Annotated in this window: 20 protein-coding genes; 12 read left to right on the forward strand and 8 right to left on the reverse strand. The window is 56.7% G+C overall.

The window, feature by feature from the left end; translation table 11 throughout:
• Positions 1–11: 11 nt before the first annotated feature.
• Positions 12–707, forward strand: a complete 696-nt coding sequence (locus QZ862_RS15850; protein WP_296100888.1) for an FkbM family methyltransferase — start codon at positions 12–14, stop codon at positions 705–707.
• Positions 708–837: 130 nt separating this feature from the next.
• Here QZ862_RS15850 and QZ862_RS15855 read toward each other — a convergent pair whose 3' ends face one another.
• Both QZ862_RS15855 and QZ862_RS15860 read right to left on the reverse strand, forming a co-directional pair.
• On the reverse strand, positions 838–2,331 hold the full coding sequence (locus QZ862_RS15855; protein ID WP_296100889.1) for a methyl-accepting chemotaxis protein: 1,494 nt from the start codon (positions 2,329–2,331) through the stop codon (positions 838–840).
• A 168-nt stretch (positions 2,332–2,499) separates the two neighbouring features.
• The gene (locus tag QZ862_RS15860) at positions 2,500–3,072 is read right to left on the reverse strand and encodes an NYN domain-containing protein (RefSeq protein ID WP_296019545.1); all 573 of its coding nucleotides are present in this window, start codon (positions 3,070–3,072) and stop codon (positions 2,500–2,502) included.
• Between the two features lie 278 nt (positions 3,073–3,350).
• Here QZ862_RS15860 and rpoZ point away from each other — a divergent pair, with 278 nt between their 5' ends.
• The 9 genes from rpoZ to QZ862_RS15905 all read left to right on the forward strand — a co-directional run bounded on the left by rpoZ (position 3,351) and on the right by QZ862_RS15905 (position 11,171).
• Positions 3,351–3,743: a DNA-directed RNA polymerase subunit omega gene (gene rpoZ, locus QZ862_RS15865; protein WP_296019543.1), complete on the forward strand. Its 393-nt coding sequence runs from the start codon at positions 3,351–3,353 to the stop codon at positions 3,741–3,743.
• 245 nt (positions 3,744–3,988) lie between these two features.
• The gene (locus tag QZ862_RS15870; RefSeq protein WP_296100891.1) at positions 3,989–6,223 is read left to right on the forward strand and encodes a bifunctional (p)ppGpp synthetase/guanosine-3',5'-bis(diphosphate) 3'-pyrophosphohydrolase; all 2,235 of its coding nucleotides are present in this window, start codon (positions 3,989–3,991) and stop codon (positions 6,221–6,223) included.
• 190 nt (positions 6,224–6,413) lie between these two features.
• Positions 6,414–6,560 carry a DUF3563 domain-containing protein gene (locus QZ862_RS15875; protein WP_296019594.1) on the forward strand — a complete coding sequence of 49 codons (147 nt, stop codon included), beginning with the start codon at positions 6,414–6,416 and terminating at the stop codon, positions 6,558–6,560.
• Positions 6,561–6,679: 119 nt separating this feature from the next.
• On the forward strand, positions 6,680–7,258 hold the full coding sequence (locus QZ862_RS15880; protein WP_296100892.1) for a DUF2062 domain-containing protein: 579 nt from the start codon (positions 6,680–6,682) through the stop codon (positions 7,256–7,258).
• Positions 7,255–7,659, forward strand: coding sequence for a holo-ACP synthase (gene acpS, locus QZ862_RS15885; RefSeq protein WP_296019534.1), 405 nt, complete (start codon positions 7,255–7,257; stop codon positions 7,657–7,659). Before QZ862_RS15880 ends, acpS begins: the two co-directional genes overlap by 4 nt.
• A 131-nt stretch (positions 7,660–7,790) precedes the next feature.
• Entirely contained in the window at positions 7,791–8,537 is a 747-nt protein-coding gene (lepB, locus tag QZ862_RS15890; RefSeq protein WP_296019531.1) for a signal peptidase I, read from the forward strand.
• Positions 8,534–9,253, forward strand: a complete 720-nt coding sequence (rnc, locus tag QZ862_RS15895) for a ribonuclease III (RefSeq protein WP_296019529.1) — start codon at positions 8,534–8,536, stop codon at positions 9,251–9,253. Before lepB ends, rnc begins: the two co-directional genes overlap by 4 nt.
• 10 nt (positions 9,254–9,263) lie before the next feature.
• Positions 9,264–10,223, forward strand: coding sequence for a GTPase Era (gene era, locus QZ862_RS15900; RefSeq protein ID WP_296019526.1), 960 nt, complete (start codon positions 9,264–9,266; stop codon positions 10,221–10,223).
• Between the two features lie 195 nt (positions 10,224–10,418).
• Complete coding sequence (locus tag QZ862_RS15905) at positions 10,419–11,171, forward strand: Crp/Fnr family transcriptional regulator (protein WP_296019524.1); 753 nt, start codon at positions 10,419–10,421, stop codon at positions 11,169–11,171.
• A 604-nt stretch (positions 11,172–11,775) separates the two neighbouring features.
• Here QZ862_RS15905 and QZ862_RS15910 read toward each other — a convergent pair.
• Positions 11,776–11,955 (reverse strand): hypothetical protein, encoded by a 180-nt coding sequence (locus QZ862_RS15910; RefSeq protein WP_296100894.1) that lies wholly within the window; start codon positions 11,953–11,955, stop codon positions 11,776–11,778.
• A 168-nt stretch (positions 11,956–12,123) separates the two neighbouring features.
• On the opposite strand from QZ862_RS15910, the gene QZ862_RS15915 reads away from it, so the two are divergent.
• Both QZ862_RS15915 and recO read left to right on the forward strand, forming a co-directional pair.
• Entirely contained in the window at positions 12,124–12,477 is a 354-nt protein-coding gene (locus QZ862_RS15915) for a response regulator (protein ID WP_296039954.1), read from the forward strand.
• Positions 12,478–12,567: 90 nt separating this feature from the next.
• Positions 12,568–13,338: a DNA repair protein RecO gene (gene recO / locus QZ862_RS15920; RefSeq protein ID WP_296100896.1), complete on the forward strand. Its 771-nt coding sequence runs from the start codon at positions 12,568–12,570 to the stop codon at positions 13,336–13,338.
• Positions 13,339–13,803: 465 nt separating this feature from the next.
• Here recO and QZ862_RS15925 read toward each other — a convergent pair whose 3' ends face one another.
• The 5 genes from QZ862_RS15925 to QZ862_RS15945 form a co-directional block, all read right to left on the reverse strand.
• Positions 13,804–15,030, reverse strand: coding sequence for an MFS transporter (locus QZ862_RS15925; protein WP_296100897.1), 1,227 nt, complete (start codon positions 15,028–15,030; stop codon positions 13,804–13,806).
• A gap of 115 nt (positions 15,031–15,145) precedes the next feature.
• Positions 15,146–15,991 carry an MOSC domain-containing protein gene (locus QZ862_RS15930; protein WP_296078397.1) on the reverse strand — a complete coding sequence of 282 codons (846 nt, stop codon included), beginning with the start codon at positions 15,989–15,991 and terminating at the stop codon, positions 15,146–15,148.
• A gap of 11 nt (positions 15,992–16,002) precedes the next feature.
• Entirely contained in the window at positions 16,003–16,644 is a 642-nt protein-coding gene (locus QZ862_RS15935; RefSeq protein ID WP_296039962.1) for an HD domain-containing protein, read from the reverse strand.
• A 57-nt stretch (positions 16,645–16,701) separates the two neighbouring features.
• Positions 16,702–19,488 carry a DUF2339 domain-containing protein gene (locus QZ862_RS15940; protein WP_296100899.1) on the reverse strand — a complete coding sequence of 929 codons (2,787 nt, stop codon included), beginning with the start codon at positions 19,486–19,488 and terminating at the stop codon, positions 16,702–16,704.
• Positions 19,489–19,659: 171 nt separating this feature from the next.
• Positions 19,660–21,225 carry a VOC family protein gene (locus QZ862_RS15945; protein ID WP_296101034.1) on the reverse strand — a complete coding sequence of 522 codons (1,566 nt, stop codon included), beginning with the start codon at positions 21,223–21,225 and terminating at the stop codon, positions 19,660–19,662.
• Between the last annotated feature and the right edge of the window lie 245 nt (positions 21,226–21,470).

A 21,470-nucleotide genomic window follows, 5' to 3' on the forward strand; every position in this document is an offset into this window, starting at 1 on the left:
AAGGACACAACATGGAAGCTTTTAAGGTACATGGTGTCCTGCTGCCATTGTCTCCCGACGAGGTGTCGCCGATCATCTGGCAGGCGCTGAAAGACGGCAGCTACGAGGCGAAAGAAGCCCGAAGCGTTGCGCGAGCGATCAGGGATGGAGACCGTGTCCTGGAACTTGGTTCGGGTATCGGTGTGATTACCTCGGTTATTGCCCGTATCCCGGGCGTTTCCGTCTGGGCTTTCGAGGCCAATCCCTCCACCGCTCGCCTGGCCGAACGTGTTCTTGAGGCCAATTGTGCAAACAATGTCCGGTTTTCCCAGGGCCTTCTGACTGCGGGGGAGCCTGAGAGCCACACATTCTATGTTCGGCGCGACCTGTGGATGTCATCCATGGATGAAAATCAGGGGCCCTATGAGCATCGAATAGAAATCGGTTCGGAGAATATTGACGAGTTCATTGACCATCATTGCATCAATGTGCTGGTCATGGATATCGAGGGTGCGGAGCGCGATTTGCTGAGTGACGCCACCCTGGCTGGCGTCGAGCGGATTTTCGTCGAGCTACACGATCACCTCTATGGCCTCTCGGGCGTGCGTGATATCACGCAGGCTCTGGCGCTGAAGGGCTTTGCCTATGATCCGCGCGGTTCGCGTGGTCCCTGTGTCCTATTCACCAAGGATGATGAGCCCCGCGACTACGACCCGGACGTCGATTAAGGATTGTCAGCGCCAATGGCGTCGTCGGTCCGGCCACGCTCGCAAAGCGAGGCAGAAGTTTAAAACCTCGCGTCAAGCATATGGTGCTCGGCTGGCGAAGGCTGGGCCTTGCTGAAGCCCAGCCAGTTCGCTAAGCGGCGCGATAGTGCTTCTGATGGGGCACAGTCTTTGCCACGTTGAAACGAGAGATCAGGTCGGCCAAGCTGTTGCTGATGTCGCTCAACCCATGGGTCGATGCATTGGTTTCTTCTACCATGGCAGCATTTTGCTGGGTCAGTTGATCCATGCTGGTGATAGCCGTGTTGATTTCCTGGATGCCGACAGCCTGCTCACGCACCGCTTGAGTGATTGCGCCGATATGCTCATGAATATCGTCGACCTTCTCACCGATGGAGTTCAACGCTTCGCCAGTACGGTTTACCAGCGATACGCCATGCGCCACGTCCTGCGACGACTTGTCGATCAGGCTGCGGATTTCCTTTGCTGCGGAAGCCGAACGCTGAGCCAGTTCCCGTACCTCTTGCGCGACGACGGCGAAGCCTTTGCCAGCCTCTCCGGCACGTGCTGCTTCAACGCCCGCATTCAGCGCCAGCAGGTTGGTCTGGAATGAAATCTCGTCGATGACGCTGATGATCTGGGTAATCTTCTGTGACGACCCCTCGATTGCGCTCATGGCTTCGACAGCTTCGCTGACCACGTGGCGTGATCGTTCTGCTTCTTCTGCTGAACTCTTGACGATCGCTTGCGCCTGCTCGGTCCGTGTCGCGGATTGTTTCGAAATGTTGGTGATCTGATCGATCGCTGCAGCGGTCTCTTCGAGCGATGCAGCCTGTTGCTCGGTGCGTCGCGCCATATCGTCGGTCGCCGATGTCAATTCGCGGGTGTTGTTGGCGATCTTGTGCGACTCGTCGACGATTTCGGTAAAGGCTTCGGAAAGACGGCCGAGAGCTTTGTTGAAGTTCTCCTTCAATCCACCGAACTCCGACGGCACCACACCGTCGATACGCGAAGTCAGATCGCCTTGCGCCATCCGATCGAGCGCGCTGTTCAGCAGCGACAGAATGTGGTCCTGCTCTTCCTTCATGCGTTTCTGTTCTGCCTCAACCTTTGCACGCTCATCAGCAAGCACGTCGAGATAAACGGAAATCGAGTAGTCCATGTCAAGCAACGCGGCCTTGATCGTCGCACTGATGCCCTTGGTAACTTTCTTGCCTTTCTTTTCGACGAGAAAGCCCTTCAGTTCGGACTCCACGATGGCTTTGATGATGCCTTCAAGAATGAGGGCATAACCGCCAATGTACCAGCGCGGCTCCAGACCCAGGCGCGCATGGGTACGGCCGATAGCGCCCACAGCTTTGGTGTAATCTGAATCGAATACGCCAGAGGCGATGCGCGTCCAGTGTCCGATCTGCATACTTTTAGCGTGCTGAATATGTGCTTCGCTGGAAAAGAACTTCGCCGTATCGGGAACAGCTTTGGCTTTTTTGTAGAATGTATCGAGGGAATCGCTGAGTGTGCCTGTGATGGTAGACTTTAGGCCCGCAAGATATTGTCTCTGTTCTTTGTCTAGGCCAAGAAAGTTTAGTCTTTCATCGAGTTGCAAATTGTCGCGTGGCACGGTCATAAATAAAGCCCCTGATATTGTGCGTGTCCCAACTCGCACCGAAGAATTCTCAGGAAGAATGGCTTGATATGCTTAAATATTTGCTAAATATCTAAATTATACTATTGCGTTGAAACAGGCGCGCGCCAGTTGAGACCGGGGCGCCTGCCGAAAGCTTGTAAAGTGGCCTCAGTCCACCGTCTCAACCGCTTCGGAGGGGCGTGGAGCGCGCTCGCTGGGATCGCGGCCAATCTCGGCCTTGAGCGACAACAGGTCGATGAAATGGTCTGCCTGACGGCGCAGGTCATCCGCTATCATGGGAGGCTGGGTCGACATGGTGGAGATGACAGAGACCTTCCTGCCTTTTCGTTGCAGGGCGTCCACCAGGGTTGTGAAGTCGCCATCGCCGGAAAAAAGCACAAGATGGTCCACGGTCTCGGATTGCTCCATGGCATCGACCGCGAGTTCGATGTCCATGTTGCCCTTGATCTTGCGACGACCCATCGCGTCGGTGAATTCCTTGGCTGGCTTTGTCACTACTTTGTAGCCGTTATAATCGAGCCAATCGATCAGTGGGCGGATGGAAGAGTACTCCTGATCTTCGATCAGCGCAGTATAATAATAAGCGCGCAACAGATACCCGCGCTTCTGGAAAGCTTTCAGCAATTTGCGATAATCGATATCGAAACCGAGACTTTTCGAAGCTGCGTAGAGGTTTGCCCCGTCGATAAAGAGTGCAATTTTCTCACGTGGGTCGAACATATATAGGAGGTCCTCCAAAGCGACTCTCTGCCGCCAATATCAACGCGGTGCCGGGCTTGGATAACACTGCGTCTATTATACATTATTAAGCATTCATATAAGCTTGTTTACATAACAGTCCATACCCTGGGCTTCAATTCGCACTAACTTTTAAGGGTATGGTTGGTTGCATCCGGGGGGAGACAAACGACGGAAAATAAGGAAAAACTTGAAATTGACGGACAATGTCTGTATCGGGACCATTAATCAGCGACATCAAGACTCGTAAAGGACAGGCAATGGCCCGTGTCACAGTAGAAGATTGCATTGACAAAGTAGACAACCGCTTCGAGCTCGTCCTTCTGGCAAGCCACCGTGCGCGGCAGATTTCGCAAGGTTCGCAGATCACGGTTGACCGCGATAACGACAAGAACCCCGTCGTCGCTCTACGCGAAATTGCCGACGAGACGCTGTCTCCTGACGACCTGAAGGAAGATCTCATCCATTCGCTGCAGAAGCATGTCGAAGTCGATGAGCCAGAACCCGATCCAGTAACGCTCGCTGCCAATGCGACCAGCGAGAACGAAGACGACGACGCGCCGGAAACTGTAACCTTCGATCAGATGTCGGAAGAGGAGCTTCTGGCCGGCATCGAAGGCCTTGTTCCGCCGGAAAAGAACGACGACTATTAATAGAGCTTGTCGCGCAAACGTTTTGCGCGGTTTGCGGTGACGACACATGAGGCAGGTCAGGCGTCAGCGCGTATCTCAATGATCGCGTTACGCCTTAACTCCGCAGGTGGTATCGGCTACGGTACGGTTACCCTCTGTAAATGATTGTCGTCATAATCTTATCCTGGATTATGTAGCATCGTGCGCCAATCTGACGGGGTTTCTCCCGTCCATTGGCGCGCTTTCTTTTTCGGGGCATCCCATTCATGATGCGACAATACGAACTCGTGGAACGGGTTCAGGCGTACAAACCTGACGTGAACGAAGCCTTATTGAACAAGGCCTATGTTTACGCGATGCAGAAGCATGGCCAGCAAAAGCGGGCCAATGGCGATCCATACATCTCCCACCCGCTGGAAGTCGCCGCGATCCTCACCGAAATGCACCTGGATGAATCGACCATCGCGGTCGCTCTCCTGCATGACACGATCGAGGATACCAGCGCCACACGCGCTGAAATCGATGAGATGTTCGGCGAGGATATCGGCCGGTTGGTCGAAGGGCTGACTAAGCTCAAGAAACTCGATCTCGTCAGCAAGAAAGCCAAGCAGGCCGAGAACCTTCGCAAGCTGTTGCTGGCCATTTCCGACGACGTTCGCGTACTGCTCGTCAAGCTTGCCGACCGTCTGCACAATATGCGCACCATGGAGCATATGCCGGCAGACAAGCGTAGCCGCATTTCCGAAGAGACGATGGAAATCTATGCGCCGCTCGCAGGGCGCATGGGTATGCAGGATATGCGCGACGAGCTTGAAAATCTCTCGTTCCGCTATCTTAATCCCGAAGCATTTGAAACTGTCACGAAGCGTCTCTATGAGCTTGAAGAGCGCAATGAAGGCCTGATCAAAAAGATCGAGGACGAGTTGCGAGAACTGCTCATCGCCAATGGTGTCGAGGGCGCCATGGTTAAGGGACGGCAGAAGAAGCCGTATTCGGTTTTCCGCAAGATGCAGTCCAAGTCGCTCTCCTTTGAGCAACTGTCGGACGTCTACGGCTTTCGCATTCTCGTGCAGGATATTCCGTCGTGCTACCGTGCGCTCGGCATCGTCCATACGCGCTGGCGCGTGGTACCCGGTCGCTTCAAGGACTATATTTCCACTCCAAAGCAGAATGACTATCGTTCTATCCACACCACGATCGTCGGTCCTTCGAGACAACGTATCGAACTGCAAATCCGCACTCGACGCATGCACGAGATAGCTGAATTCGGTATCGCCGCGCATTCGCTATACAAGGATGGCGAAACGGTCGAGACGGAGCAGCTTTCCACCGAAACCAATGCCTATTCCTGGCTGCGTCACACGATCGAGTCGCTCGCCGAAGGTGATAATCCTGAAGAATTTCTTGAGCACACCAAGCTCGAACTGTTTCAGGATCAGGTCTTCTGCTTCACGCCGAAGGGGAAGCTTATCGCACTTCCGCGCGGTGCAACGCCCATCGATTTCGCCTATGCGGTTCACACCAATATCGGCGACACGACGGTAGGCGCCAAGATCAACGGTCGTATCATGCCGCTCGTTACGCGGCTCAACAACGGCGACGAGGTTGAAATCATCCGATCCGGCGTCCAGGTGCCGCCTGCCGCATGGGAAGAGGTGGTTGTCACCGGCAAGGCGCGCTCTGCCATCCGCCGCGCGACCCGTATGGCGATCCGCAAGCAATATGCGGGTCTGGGCTACCGCATCCTTGAACGAACATTCGAGCGTGCGGGCAAGACCTTTTCGCGGGAGGCATTGAAGCCCGTGCTGCATCGTCTTGCCCAAAAGGACGTGGAAGACGCGATTGCAGCTGTCGGCCGAGGGGAGGTGTCGTCGCTCGATGTTCTGCGGGCGGTCTTCCCCGATTATCAGGATGAGCGTGTGACCGTGAAGATGACCGGCGATGACGGCTGGTTCAATATGCGCAGCGCATCCGGGATGATCTTCAAGATTCCTGGCAAATCACGCTCCGCTTTGGAAGATGACGGCGCAGCCGAGCTGCTGGATGGGCCTGACCCCATGCCGATCCGCGGCCTATCTGACAATGTCGAGGTCCATTTCGGCGCGACTGGAGCCGTACCTGGCGATCGCATCGTGGGCATAATGGAGAAGGGGAAGGGCATCACCATCTACCCGATCCAGTCTCCTGCACTGCAACGGTTTGACGATGAGCCGGAACGCTGGATCGATGTGCGCTGGGATCTCGACGAGGCGAACAAGTCCCGCTTCATGGCACGGCTCTTGATCAACGCGCTGAATGAGCCGGGGACGCTAGCCTCGGTGGCGCAGTCCATCGCGACGCTTGATGTGAACATTGGAGCGCTCAGCATGGTTCGGATCGGCACCGATTTCTCCGAGCTTTCACTGGATGTAGAGGTCTGGGATCTTCGACAGCTCAACCAGCTTCTGTCCCAGTTGAAAGATCTCGATTGCGTTTCTACGGTCAAGCGTGCCTTCGATTAATGCACCGGGTGCCTAATAAAATGACTTTGATGCCGATGCTATGCGTCAAATGCATGGCAGCGGCCTTGTCTTATCCGTAGTCACGAGCACGGATGGGGACTATCTTCACTCCAGAAATCAAGAGCAATAGAGGCTTTCCGGCACATCAAGCCGTTGACGATGTGGCCTCAAGTCTGGAAAGGAAATGAAGATGTTTGCACCGCTTCGTAAGATCGCCCGCGCTGTCCGTGGCAAGTCTGTACAAGAACGTGAGTTCGACTACCTCAGTGGTTCGGTCTCGAATGTCGATCTCGAGCTTCGCCAGCGCGAAGTTGATCGTGGCATGTTCCGGAGATAATGCAAAAATGCATGGCGGCCATGCCGCCTTGCTTAAATGGGGCGCTTTAATGGTCCCGTGACGCTACGGCGCCCTTTTCGCCACTTGGCGGAATGCGGGCGATGACATAAAGTCCTCTCATGCCCTTTCGCCGTCGTCGTCCTTTAGCGCTTTCGGAGCGCCTGCTTGCCGCACTCTGGCCCCGAATGGGGCTTCGGCGATCGTTCCGCTACATGAAGCTGAAGCTCGTTCGTTTGTCGGCCTCGCCTTACGCGGTGGCGGCGGGTGCGGCGATCGGCGTTGGTGTCGCCTGGACCCCGTTTCTCGGTATCCATATCCTGATCGCCATGATGATCGGTTTTATCCTGCGAGCAAATCTCGTTGCAGCAGCACTCGGAACCACCTTCGCTAACCCCCTGACATTTCCGCTCATCTGGGCTTCGACCTGGGAGCTAGGGCATCTGATGCTGGGGCGCAGCGGCGATGAGACCGCCGCCCACGTGGATTTCGTCACCATTTTCTCCCATATGAATTTCCTGCAATTGTGGAAGCCGGTTTTGGAGCCGATGGCGGTCGGCTCGCTTGTCCCGGCAGCCATATCCGCTGTGTTGACCTATTCGGCGGTCTATGTCGTCATTCGAGGCTTCCGGCAGCGCAAGCATCAGCAGATCGCTGCCCGCGCCGCAAACCGCAACGCGCTTCTGGATACGGTTGAATGATTGTTGGACTGGGAAGTGATCTTATCGACATCCGCCGGGTTGAGGCATCTATCGAGCGTTTTGGCGACAGGTTCACGCATCGCTGCTTTACCGATGTCGAACGAGAGAAGTCCGACCGCCGCAAGAACCGTGCCGCGTCTTATGCCAAACGCTTCGCTGCGAAAGAAGCCTGCTCCAAGGCACTTGGCACAGGCTTGGCGCAAGGGGTTTTCTGGAAGGATATGGGCGTTATCAACCTGCCAAGCGGCAAACCGACAATGCTGTTGACCAACGGTGCTGCCGAGCGCCTTGAGGCGCTGATGCCCGCAGGCCATGAGGCGGTGATCCATCTTACGATCACAGATGATTTTCCCTATGCCCAGGCCTTCGTTATCATCGAAGCACTTCCGGTTCAGCGGTGAGCGAGCAGGCTGAGCCTGTGGCCTGGCGTACAGAAAAGCTTTCCTTTGGTCCTGAAAGGCACTAAAGCATCAAAAAAGACCGCACAGCGGTTTTATGACAATGGCGATGAACGAGCAGACAGGTCTCTTAAGTGTCCGAAAAAGCAGAAAAGAAGCAGAGCGCCCTTTGGGAAAACGTCAAGGTCATCGTTCAGGCTCTGCTGCTGGCGATGGTTATTCGAACCGTGTTGTTTCAGCCGTTCACCATTCCTTCCGGCTCCATGATGCCGACGCTGCTGGTTGGTGACTATCTGTTCGTCAACAAGTTCTCCTATGGCTATTCCAAGTACTCTCTGCCGTTCTCTCCGAACCTGTTCTCTGGCCGCATTCTTGAGTTCAGCGAGCCAAAGCGCGGTGATGTGGTCGTCTTCCGTCTGCCGCCGAACCCGGAAGTGGACTATATCAAGCGCCTGGTCGGCCTGCCTGGTGACCGCATTCAGGTGACTAACGGCGTTCTCTACATCAACGGCAATCCCGTTCCAAAAGAGCCGGACGGCGTCTTCACCTCGGATTACCGTGCAGATCCGGGCACCAATGTGCCGGTCTTCCGCGAAAAGCTCGACAATGGCGTGACATATGACACGCTCGATCAATCGCCAGACAGCCGCGGTGATAACACACGTGAGTTCATCGTTCCTGAGGGCCATTATTTCATGATGGGCGACAACCGCGACAACTCTCTGGACAGCCGCTTCGACGTAGGCTTCGTTCCGGCTGAAAATCTGGTTGGTCGCGCCAGCGTCATCTTCTTCTCTCTTGGCAATGACACGCCATTCAGCCACATCTGGGAATGGCCGGCAAACATGCGCTGGGATCGCATCTTCAAGGTTGTTCGATGAGTAAGGCCAAACCGCTGCAGACGGATGAGATCTCCCGTCTTGAAGCGCTGATCGGATATGAATTCAAGGAAAAGGCCCGGCTTGACCGGGCCTTGACACATGCAAGCGCCCGCTCGGCGAAGGCTGGCAATTATGAGCGGCTGGAGTTTTTGGGCGACCGCGTTCTGGGCTTATGTGTGGCGGAACTGCTGTTTTCAACTTTCAGAAACGCGACCGAAGGCGAGCTTTCTGTTCGTTTGAACCAGCTCGTCAGTGCTGATTCCTGTGCGGCGATTGCCGATGAAATGGGTCTGCATCTCTTTATTCGCACAGGCTCCGACGTCAAGAAATTGACGGGCAAGGCCATGCTGAACGTGCGTGCCGATGTCGTGGAAAGCCTGATCGCCACGATCTATCTCGACGGCGGCTTGGAAGCTGCACGCAGCTTCATCCTGAAATACTGGCAAGGCCGAGCCAACGGCGCGGATGCAGGTCGTCGGGATGCGAAGACCGAGTTGCAGGAGTGGGCGCATGCGAAGTTCGCTGCTACCCCCAACTACCGGGTTGACGATCGCTCCGGACCGGATCACGATCCACGCTTCACGGTAACTGTGGAAATTCCAGGCGTTGCGCCGGAAACCGGCGTCGACCGCTCCAAGCGCGCCGCAGAACAGGTCGCCGCGACGAAACTATTGGAACGCGAAGGCGTCTGGCAGAAATCATCTGCCGCAAACTGATTGGATATTCATGACCGAGAATGATTTCGCCGCAGCGCCCGGTGAGGGCAATGATGATGATGCCAAGGCCGCCGTTCCGACGCGGTCCGGTTTCGTTGCGCTGATCGGGCCGACCAATGCCGGCAAGTCGACGCTGGTTAATCGACTGGTGGGCGCCAAGGTTTCGATCGTGAGCCACAAGGTGCAGACGACGCGTGCGGTGATGCGTGGCATCGCCATTCATGACAATGCGCAGATCGTCTTCATGGATACGCCCGGTATCTTCAAGCCGCGCCGCAGGCTGGACCGCGCCATGGTCACGTCCGCATGGGGCGGAGCAAAAGATGCGGATGTCATCCTGCTGCTGATCGACAGCGAGCGTGGTCTGAAGGGTGATGCGCAAACCATTCTGGAAGGCTTGAAAGACGTCCGCCAGAAGAAAATTCTTTGCCTTAACAAGATTGATCAGGTTAAGCGCGAAGACCTGCTGAAGCTCGCCGCCGCGGCCAATGAAATCGTAGCCTTTGATCGCACCTTCATGATCTCCGCTACCAACGGTTCCGGCTGTGACGACCTGATGAATTACCTGTCGAGTGAATTACCGCAAGGTCCCTGGTACTATCCGGAAGATCAGATTTCCGACTTGCCAATGCGTCAGCTTGCGGCCGAAATCACCCGTGAGAAGCTATTCCTGCGTCTCCACCAGGAATTGCCATACGCGTCTCATGTCGAGACGGAGAAGTGGGAAGAACGAAAGGACGGCTCGGTTCGCATCGAACAAGTCATCTATGTCGAGCGCGACAGCCAGAAGAAGATTGCTCTCGGCAAAGGCGGAGAGGCGATCAAGGCCATTTCGTCCGCATCGCGCAAGGAGCTTTCCGAAATTCTGGAACAGCCGGTTCACCTGTTCCTCTTCGTCAAGGTGAGGGAAAACTGGGGCGACGATCCTGAGCGTTTTCGCGAGATGGGACTCGAATTCCCGAGAAACTGAACGGGTTACGCGAACGCTTCAGATTTTGCTGCCAGGCATTTTGGCACAGCAAGGATCTGAAGCGCGGCGCATTTAAAAAGACCTCATCGTTTTTTGCATTTTACTTCCGTAAGGGAACCTTTTTCAAGAAAGCGGAAAGGGGTTTCGTGATAGCTGTGATGCATTAAAACAGTTTCTCGTCTCCAACGGATCATTATGTCGCCGAAAAAGCCAAGCGGTGCTTCTACCACGCCCTGTGAACAGTGCCCGCTTCGGGATATTCCCCATTTTCGTGACTTTTCGCCGTCTGAACTGAGTTTCGTTTCGCGGTTTAAGACCGGTGAACTTTCTGTCGAGAGCGGAGCGCTGATCCTGATGGAGGGTTCTCATAGCGCCCATCTCTTCACCGTTCTGGAGGGCTGGGGCTTTCGCTATAAGGCGCTGGAAGACGGGCGACGCCAGATCCTGAACTATGTGATGCCGGGCGATCTCATCGGTTTGCAAGGAACCGTGATGGGCGAGATGCAACACTCGGTGGAAGCCCTGTCGCCCGTGACGCTTTGCGTCTTCGAGCGGGGCAGACTTCAAAGCCTGTTCACTGATCACCCTTCACTGGCCTTCGACCTGACCTGGATTGCCGCAAGCGAGGAGAGGATGCTCGACAGCCACTTGCTGAGTGTAGGCAGACGCACAGCAATCGAGAGGGCAGCCTATCTTCTGGCATTCCTGCATCAAAGAGCGATCCGCGTCGGCCTGCTGCAGAAAGGCTGGCCGATCCCGGTGACGCAACAGCACGTGGCCGATACGCTCGGCCTTTCCATCGTCCATACCAACAAGACGCTGAAAAAACTGGCCGAGCGCAATTTTATCCGCTGGATCGACAAGGGCTGTCTCGTCTTGGATGAAGAGGGGCTTGCGCAGATCGCGGGTTGGGACAGCGAATCGCGCGACAAACGGCCGTTTATCTAGGTATTTTGCGCCAGAACGTAATGGCTTCGGCGCCGGATCATGCGGCAAAGACGCCGCCGGAGATGCTCATTTTATGATTTCCGGGCTTCTTCATGAGATTAAAGGCGGCAGGTAGGAGGCCATCCTCTTCGGGAGCGGATCGTGAAATCCGAGGCCACCATTCTCGCCGATGCCGGGCCGCTCTGGAGTCAACGCCCGCTGCGGTCAGCATGGATTGCGCCAGTTCCTCACCCAAGGTGCACGCTGCCACCCACCACACAGCCTTCATCCTTTCAGCAAGCGCGTCTGAAGGTTAGAAACATTGTCGAGAGAATGTTCTGCCGGTTCAAGGACTGGTGGCGCATCGCTTCACTACGCGACAGCTCGCCGCACTGACCAGCGTCAGAATCCCGCCCAGTTCCGTGAGGCTAGGTCTCCTATGGCTCCGGCAACCTTTGCCAACATCCGTCGGGCGGGGGAGGTGAGGGGCTTTGTGGCGTTCGAGGCCAACTGAGGTCTGCCAGCGATGCATAAGTGACGTGTCGAGGCAAGTTCGAACTTGGCGACAAGCTGCCGCAACTTCTCTGCTTCGCTGGCAAGCGACGTGCCAGAGGCGCTCGCCTCCTCAACCATGGCGGCGTTTTGCTGGGGTCGTCGGGTCCATCTGGTTTACCGCCGAGTTGACCTCTGACAGTCCGACCGACTGTTCCTGAGCGGAGGTGGCAATGGCGTCCATGTGATTGTTGACGATCACCACGTAGTCTTCAATCACCCTGAGAGGCGTGATTTCCGTTTCAATAGCCATCGTCCAAGTTTCACCCTAGCTTCTGAGTCGCAATTTCTTCGGGTGGCAACGGTATCCAGATATGTCTTTTTTAAATGACGTGGATGGATTGATCTGCGATGTCACAGCCATGCATTTTTTTAATTAAGATGGCCTTCAATTGGGTCCGGCCCGGAGAAGATAATAATTATGGTGCCTAAACGTGTTCTCATTATCGAGGACGAGTATCTGGTTGCGATGGACGCCGAGGCGTGTCTACAGTCCATGGGGGTTGACACCGTAGAGATCGTGACAACGCTTGCTCAAGCGCAGGAAGCGCTTGAGAGATCCAGGCCGGATTGCGTTCTGCTGGATGTCAGTCTTTCTGACGGCATGAGCTATGAACTTGCAAGACGATTGAAAGAGCACGCCGTTCCGTTTGGTTTCGTCAGCGGCTATGGTGATACAAGCGGCTTCCCGGCGGATTTTGCCGATACGCCGCTTCTGGACAAGCCTTTCGCAGAGCCGGAGTTGAAGGCTTTCGTCACGCAGCTTATGGCGTAATCATTGGACCGGAAGCGCCTGCGCGGGCTATAAAGGCTTGACGACACGACGGTCTGTTCCGTTTGCGTTGAGACGCTGGGCAAGATTTTCATGCAGTGGCAGGACGAGGCAATCATTCTTGGCGTCAAGCGCCATGGCGAGACGAGCGTCATAGCGGAGGTTATGACGCGCGCCCGTGGGCGTCACCTCGGCCTTGTGCGCGGCGGTCGGTCCAGAACAATGCAGCCGGTGCTCCAGGCAGGTAATCGTGTCGATGTCACGTGGCGTGCCCGTCTTGATGATCACCTTGGCGAGTACCGGATTGAGCCGCTTCAGTTGCGTGCCGCTCAGTTGATGGAAACCGCGACGGCCGTCTATGGCGTCCAGGCTATGGGAGCATTGCTGCGGCTTCTGCCGGAGCGTGATCCGCACCCGCATCTTTATCGTGCGCTCGATGTCATCCTTGATAATTTATCCGATCCGGCAGATGCTGGTGAACTGTTCGTCCGCTTCGAATTAGCCGTACTGAACGATCTTGGCTTTGGTCTCGACCTTAGCGAGTGCGCTGCAACCGGGCGTCGCAGCGATCTTATCTATGTCTCTCCAAAGACGGGCCGGGCCGTTTGCCGTGCGGCTGGTGCTCCCTATGCGGACCGGATGCTGGCGCTTCCACCGTTTCTCCAGAACGGCGAGGCGCCGTCTGCGGATTGCCAGAGCCTCTCAGCGGCCTTTCGTCTGACGAATCATTTTCTCAACAGACATGTCTATGAGCCGAGAGGGATTCAAGAAAATGCCGCCCGCGACGGTTTTATCCAGGCGGCGTTGAAGGCGCTGGAACGAAAGATGAAAGAGCATCATCAAGAGGTTCCTAAACCGGCTTGATCGAGAGGGGCATTTTTAGCTTCTCGCCCCGAGGATCTAGCGACGGCGGACCGGCATGCCCGTGCGGCTCGAGTGCTCTGCCGTATAAAGCGCTTCGTCGGCCCGCTTGAGAAAGTCCGCGCGCGTTTCCTCGGTCATCAAGGTGGCTGCTCCGAGGCTAACGACCGCAACCTGCGCGCGCCGGCACACAATATCCCGAAGCTCAGATACTCAATCCATAAGTGCAACGGTCAGGCCGCGAAGCGACTTCCAACTCGTTCGCAGGCGACCGGACTGAGCATGCGCAAGATCGCGTTGATGGGTGCCAGCGATATCGCAAGCGGTGCCACGCCTATCGTAAGAGGAAGGCCAACGACCCAAAGCATGATTTGGCTGTAGACAAGGCACGTTTATTCTCTGTTTCGGTTGTCTTTATAAACCAACGATAGGCGCACTTTGTCTGGCAGACGAGCAGAGCAACCAGTGCTATGCCATGGCAGGGCGGATAACCGGTTTCTCTTCGATCGGCCAATGGACGACTGCTGCAAAAATTCCCATGGCGACGCCGAGCCACCAGACGAGATCGTAGGAGCCGAGCTTGTCGTAGAGAAAGCCGCCTAGCCAGACGCCAAGAAACGAACCGACCTGATGCGACAGGAACACCACGCCGCCCAGCATACCGAGGTGACGGGTGCCGAACATGATGGCGACGAGCCCGTTCGTTGGCGGCACAGTTGAAAGCCATAACACGCCCATGACCGCGGCAAAGATAATGACAGATACCGGCGTTTGCGGAAGAAGCAGAAATGCGGTCACAGCAATGGAACGACCGATGTAAATATAGGCCAGAAAATGCGGCTTCGAATAGCGTTGGCCGATGACGCCTGCAGCGAGGGATCCGCCAATATTGAAGAACCCGATGAGTGCCATGGCGATAACGGCATAGCGGGGCTCGATACCGATATCGCCGAGATATGCGGGGAAATGAGCCGTAATGAAAGCCACCTGGAAACCGCAGACGAAAAAGCCCGTGGTCAGGAGGAGATAGCTCTTATGTCCGAGCGCTTCTTTCAGCGCAGCACCGATGGTCTGTTGAAATTGCACCTGCGATTGCGACCCGGAAGACGAGTTGCCACGCAGCGGCCATGCCAGGAGCGGTACCAGCAGCATCATGGCGCTGAGGAAAACCAGGCTGTCGGACCAACCATAGTTGGAAATCAGCCCCTGACTAATCGGCGCGAAGATGAACATTCCGGCAGATCCCGCTGCCGTGCCGATGCCGAAGGCCATAGACCGCTGCTCAGGCGTGACATGGCGCGCGAAGGCGGACAGGATGACGCTAAACGAGCCGGCAGCTATTCCAAGCCCGACCAGAACGCCACCACCGAAATGCAGCCAGAACGGAGAGGTGCCGAGCGACATGCAAAGCAGTCCTGTCGCATAGAGAAGGCCTGAGAGGATGAGCACGCGACCTGTGCCGAACTTGTCTGCCAAAGCCCCGAAGAAGGGTTGTCCCAAGCCCCAGAAAAGGTTTTGAAAAGCCATCGCAAGGCCAAAAGTGGAGCGGTCCCAACCGGTGTCTGCCAGCATCGGTAACTGAAAGAAACCCATGGCCGAGCGAGGCCCGAAGGTCAGGACGGCAATCAGCGATCCGGCGAGGATGATCAGCCAGGGCATGGGCCTTCTGGTGGCTACGCTGGGTATGGTCGTCATGGTTTTCCTCCGGATAGGAGATGAGTATTAGTCATCCCTACTGTCAGGCACCAGCGACTTTTCTTGACAGCAGCATCACTGCCGTTGATGCAATGGCGACAGATCTCTGGAGACTTCAACCACGCCGTTTTAGTGGCCATGCCTCGTGGCGCCACTCCACTACCTTCGCTACGTTGCCCAGTCGGACTAAACCTTCTCCGCGTGGGGTCAGGTTCCAGCCGAACAATACGCCAGGAACCCGCCTGTCGGCAGACATGCGGATGCGGCCCATGGCCTTCATCGGAGAGGGCACGTCACGCGATCCGGTCATCTGATCCTGGGTGGTCATGATGCAGCGCGTGCAAGGTTTGACGAGATCGAAGCGAATGCCGTTGATGTCGATGGCAGCCCACCGGTCTTCCGCCCACGGCTCATCCGTGTCCAGCACGATGTTGGGGCGAAAGCGCTCCATGCCCACGCTGCCTTCGCCATTCGCCGTCATCTCCGCATTGAGAGCTTCGAGCGAGGCCGTGGTTGCGACCAGGATCTGATAGCCGTCGGCGAAGGTCACGGGTGTTTCCTCGCCGGTCCATTCGACATTGGCAAGGCGCTTCGATTGTCCGTCAAAGAAGGCGAGCTTCATCTCCTGGCCCAGCCAGTTCGATAGCACCGCATTGGCCTCATCGATAGCGACGGCCGCATTGACGCTAGACTTCCAGACCGTGACATCGAGACGCGCAGAAGAGGGCAGGGCAAGCACCTCGCCTTTGCCTTCCATGGACAAGCGATAGCCACCCTGCTCAGGGGCCACGTTCAGAGTCGCGAGTGCCGGCATTTCGCGCTGGGTGATGAACTGGCCAGCGGCATCGACGATCATGGCACGGCGGTCACCCGGCAGGCCTTCGGCAGAAATGATGCTCTCCGGCAGCGAAATACCGCGCGCGCTTTTGACCGGATAGATATTCAGTTGCCTGATCTGCATCGCCATCTCCCTCAGATTTCGTCCAGAAACATATCCAGCACCTGCTTGAGGCGCTGATGTCGCTCTATAGCCAGCTGCCGCCCGGCTTTCGTCTGAAAGCCATCGGCGAGTTTGAACAGCTTGTTTTCGAAGTGATCGATCGCAAAGCGCCGGTCGTCCAGCGGGCGGTTTTTTGCCAGCGGATCGACCGGATCGTAGAGGGCCGAACCCATGCGCCCGGCGATGTAGAAGCAGCGGGCCGCCCCCACCATGCCGATCGCATCGAGCCTGTCGGCATCCTGGAGGATCTTTGCCTCCAGCGTTTCCGGCACGAGATTGGCTGAAAAACTGTGCGTCAATATGGCATGCGCAACGGCGTCTACGTCCGCTGCGCTCCAGCCGAGATCCGATAAAATGCCTCGTGCCTTTTCTGCTGCAAGGCGTGATGCCTGTGACCGCAGCGGCGAGTTCTTTTCGACCGATACGCAATCATGCAGAAGGACGCTTGCGACGAGAACCGGTCCGTTTCCACCCTCCTGCGCGTGAATACGCGTGGCATTGCGGAAAACGCGGTGGATATGCGCGAGATCATGCGAACCGTCATCACCTTGCGCAGCATGCGGAATCAGAGTTTCGGCCAGTGCCTCAAAAGGCGCAAAAGAGTCCGCATGCATTCGCGATTCCTCAGCTCGATAAAACCGCGTTTTAAAGTGGCCAAGGCGTCGGCGCAATCATTCCTCGACCTTTGCGTCCTTGGGTTTTGTGGTCAAAATCTTCTGGTAGAAAAGCCCGATCCCAATCAGTACCACGCCGAGCCCGATGAAGGAGAGGGCACGCAGCACACCTTCCAGATTACTCATATCGATGAGGAAGGCTTTGGCGACGGCCAGAAGCACGAGCCCGGCGGAAGCAAGCCGAAGGCTCTTGGCATCAAAGCGGGAGCCAAGCGCCAGCATAAGCACACCGATGGCAAGCCAGACGACGGAATAGCTGTAGGTTTCGCCCTGAAGGAATCCCTTCCAGTCGGCAATGTTTTCCCCTTGCCAGAAACGGCGCACGGAAAGCGTTGCCCAGGCGAAGCCCAAGGTTGCGCCCGCAAGCGCCAGCAGCGTGACGTAAAGCCGAGGCCGTTTTCCCTGGGCGTAAAAGGCAAGGCCAGCATAGGCAAGGCCTGGCAGAAGATAGCCAATCAGCAATAGATTGAAGAACGGCCAACGCCCGGTATTCTCCCCGGTGAAGTAAGGATTGAGCGCCAGGAAATGAGCGGCCAGCACGTTGACCACGGCAAGGCAGCCGGTAACCATCGAACCGTAACGGAAAACCGGGCTGGGGCTTTTCATATCCAGCGTCATCAACACCCCGGACATGCCGATGGTCAGCAGCGTGTAGATGGATTGCTCCCCGAGTGTCGGAACCGCCTCGTTCAAAACCCCGCCATTCATTGCATGACGGGTGAGTATGGCCAGCGTCAGCAGCACCATGAGACTTGCAAGCGCCTGAAGGAAGTTTCGGACGCGTAGATCCGGCGAGTGACGCAGGAGCCACGCGGAAAGCACCGCAAGCAGCGCAGGAACGCCATAGCCCAGAAGAAGCGCGTTGAAGACCGGGGTCGTGCCGAGGTTCTGCGGACCGACGATGGTCGGCTCCCAGGCGATGCGGCCGAGAACGAAGAGAAGCGCCAGAGCCATGACCCATGCGATGGCAGGCCAATTGCGGTACTTCGTCGCTAAAACATAGACAAAGCCGAGGAGCGGGATGAGGAGTGTGGTGAAAAGACCACTCGTCAGTGCGTGGATGGTCAACACGAAGGCGAGAAACGAACCGACCAGCATGATGTTGACCGGCAGCTGAAAGGCTGGCTTGGCCCGCTTGTCGAACCGATAGGCGGCGCCCAATAGGACAAGGCCGATCGACAGACCGTAAGCTGCGTGCAGCCAGTCGCGCGTCAGATTGCCGTAATCTACAAAGCTGATGATGCCGAGCCCAAGCGGAACGATGGACCCGATGGCGGCCCAAAGAGTGCCGAACGCTGGATCCTTCGCGCTTCTCCGGCGTGTGGCTTCCACAGCAAAGAGCAGGAAGACAATGCCCATGATCCGGGTGATGGACGCCTGAAGGCTGTGATCCACTGCCAATGTTGCCGGTGCCGTGCCGGAATTGAAGCCGTTAAGAAACTCCAAGCTGTTTTGGGCCAGAAGATTGGCGCAACCGAGCGCCGCGAGCGAGGAGAATATTGCGGGCCAAACCGCATTCACGCGTCCTGCACCGAGCGCAGCAAGGCCGATAATCAGAACTGCGACAACGAAGGCGGGGTGCATGCTGATGCCGGAGCCGCTGGCAAGCATGGCCAGCGCTGTCAGAACGATGGAAAGGGAAACCGTCAGATTGATGGTGAGCGGCGCTCTTGTGAGAATGGCAACAAACCGCTTGGCGGGTTTTCCCGTGGCCTCGGTACTCAAAGCCGCCTCGTTATCCTGCGTATGTTCGAAAGCCTTACCAGGCCAGATCCAGATGGAGCCCGCCACCATTGCGAGCATTGCGAACATGACAGGCTCTGCAAGAACCGGATTCGACGCCATCGTGTAGCCAACACCCCATAGTCCGAGGCCGATATTGGCGAGCGCTGGCACGATCAGCCACCTCTGGTACCGTGCCGCTAGCGTCGTCGCGGTCCACGAAACCGTGAGGAAGCCGAAGAGCGCCCATATATTGGGTGTCTCCGTCACGATGAGAGCAGGTGTGATCATGGAGCCGAAGAGCCCCAGCCCAGCAAGAGCCTGGCCGTGGAGCAGCGACAGGCCCAATGTGGCAAAAGCCACGAGCGCAAGAAGGATGAATGCTGCCGTCGGCCCGATATATTCGTAAACGCCGTAAGCTGCGAAGACGACTCCGAAGAGCGTCAGTGAGGCCGCGGCCGTCAACACACCTGGGATCATCGCGTTGGAGTAAGCTGCCTGGATGCCGGGTAGGGCTTTGCGGCGGATCGCTTCGCCAGCCGCGGCCAGCAGCATGCCGAAGAGTGCCGCCATGGCAAGGCGCACAGCAGGGCTGAGAAGACCATTTTCGATGGAGTATTTGACCAGCAATATGCCACCGAGCCCAAGCGTGATGCCGCCAAGCCAGACGGCCCAACGCGCACCGAGCCTGCTTTCGAAACTTTCTTTCGGCGCGGCTTCAAACGCCGCGGCCTGGTCGGAGACCGTACTCTCTTCCATCACCTGTTCAACGGTTGGTCTGACGGGAAGCGGTGGCGGGACAACCTGGCTATCCATCTCCGCTGGTGCGGCGAGCGGTTCTGATGGCGTGAGCTCCTCGGCAGGTTTTACATCTTCCTCGGGTACGCGAGCAACCGCTCCGGCATCAGCCGTGGACAGAACGCCTGCCATCATCTTCGCCTTCAGGCTCGACACTTCCTGTTCAAGCTCTGCCAAGCGTCTTGAGTTCTTGATGCTGGCATTCAGCGTATAGAAAAACGCAACGACATACCCGACGATAAGAAGCAACAGGAAAGACGTCATAAGCACTCCGCGTATAGCTCTGTTTTTTAAAGCCTTTTATTGCGGTATCTGCAAGCCGTATCGGCTTAGTTTGATGACTGATTGGCCAGTCTCTCCTTCAGCCTCGGTTCTGACCCTCGTGCGTTGTGCGTCCTGTCGGACGGGCAACGCTCGATTTTCTTTAACGAAGCTTTAGCTGGCTGAGCGGGCCGCAACCCACTCCTTTGCCAGCTCGACATCGTCGAACCCGATGTCGTGATTGTTCGGCAAAACCCGCACCTCCACATCGGCGCCGCGGTCCTTCAGTAGCCCCGCAAGCTCTTCTGCCTTGTCCCGATGTCGGTCTGTTTGGCCTGCTGCGATCATGAGGCGTCGCGATGAGAAATCGACCGCGGGCCAGTGGTCCAGAACCGGCATGGGGCGCAACAAAAGGGCATCGGCCATCCATTCCGGGTGAAGAGCGAAGAAAGCAGCGAGAAAGTTGGCGCCATTGGAATGACCGATGAAGCTCACAGTATTTCGGTCGATCCCGTAAGACTGGACCGCGCCTTCCATGAATGCCGCAAAGGCCTCCGCTTCGGCGGCGATGTCCTTCTGGTCGAAGTTGAGATCGCCGAAGCGGCGAAACCAGCGTGCCATGTCCTCTTCGGTGCTGCGTCCGCGAACACCCAGAAGGGTGGCCGCAGGGTTTGCCCGGTGCGCCAGTGCCATGAGGCTTGTCTCGCTGCCGCCGGAACCATGGAGCAGAACGATGACGCTGCCATCAGGCTCCGCCGGCGTGTAGAAACGGTGGACGAAGGGAAGCTCCCGATAGATTACGCGCTCGTCTCCGGGAGTGGAAAATTGAGGCAACGCTACGCGAACATCCTCTTCATCGCGCATGAAGAGGGTCGGAATGAACAACTCTTCGCCGAGCCTTTCCAGGGGCTCGTCGACGGTCATGCCCGGTGCGTCGCTTGCCATTTCGATCAGCACACCGCCCGGTTCGCGCACGTAAAGAGAGTGGAAATATTTCCGATCGTGGGCGTTGGTCGTGGAAGAGTTTAAGGACTTCAGGTGGGTGAGCGTCTCTTCCAGCTCATCCATATCACGGGCGCGAAAGGCGATATGATCGACCGTGCCCGTCCCTGGCGCGCTTGACCAGAAGCCCAAAGCATCTCTGACATCGACAACATCGCCGGAAGCGGAAGACATGCGGCGGACAGCGCCCTGTTTGCCGTGATGGGCGTAGCCGAAGTGTTTGGACAAGAAACTCTCCGTTTCTTCCGGCACTTCACTGAGAACGGTCGCGCCGCGAATACGACGGATGGCATGTCCGAGGGGTATTCCTGGCACCTCGTGTGGTTGAGCCTCTGGAAAAGCAGAGGTGCCGACGAGCTTGACGATGATGCCGTCAGGATCTTTCAGCCGGATGACGGGTTCGCCGAACTCCTCCATAGGTCCCTCGGTTCGAACGCCCGCCTGCAAGGCGCGCGTCAGCCAAAAGCCGATGCTGGCGGGTTCTATGGCAAGAGAAACATCGAGCGTCTGGCCGTAGCCGACGCGGCCCTGTCCACCATCTTCCCAGACGAGAAAGGTCATCAGCGAGCCTGGGGAGGCGGCGTAGTCGCCGTAAAAAAGATGAAGCTGCATGGCGTCTTCGAAGCCGGCGGTCCGTTTGACCAGCCGAAGTCCCAGGAAGCCGGCGTAAAAATCCACATTTGCCTGAACCTTTCGGGTGATCATGGTGATGTGGTGGATGCCGAGGGCCGATGTCATGCGTGTCTCCAGAATGCCGGTTGGTTCTGTCATCTTGATGCTCTTTGGCCGTTTCGCAATCCATGATGGGCAGAACGATGTGTTCATATCTTTGAGTATCACCCTCACCACGATAGTTTTCAGCCTAAAAATCGCTCTACATGCCGTCGTCAGCGCGTGAATAGGTCAAAATATAAGCAAAAAATATTTTGCGTATTTTATGGGCTATTAGTTCTTGCCATGCAGAATGAAATTGGTTTGTATGG

Source organism: uncultured Agrobacterium sp., assembly GCA_913777615.1.
Lineage (GTDB): Bacteria > Pseudomonadota > Alphaproteobacteria > Rhizobiales > Rhizobiaceae > Agrobacterium.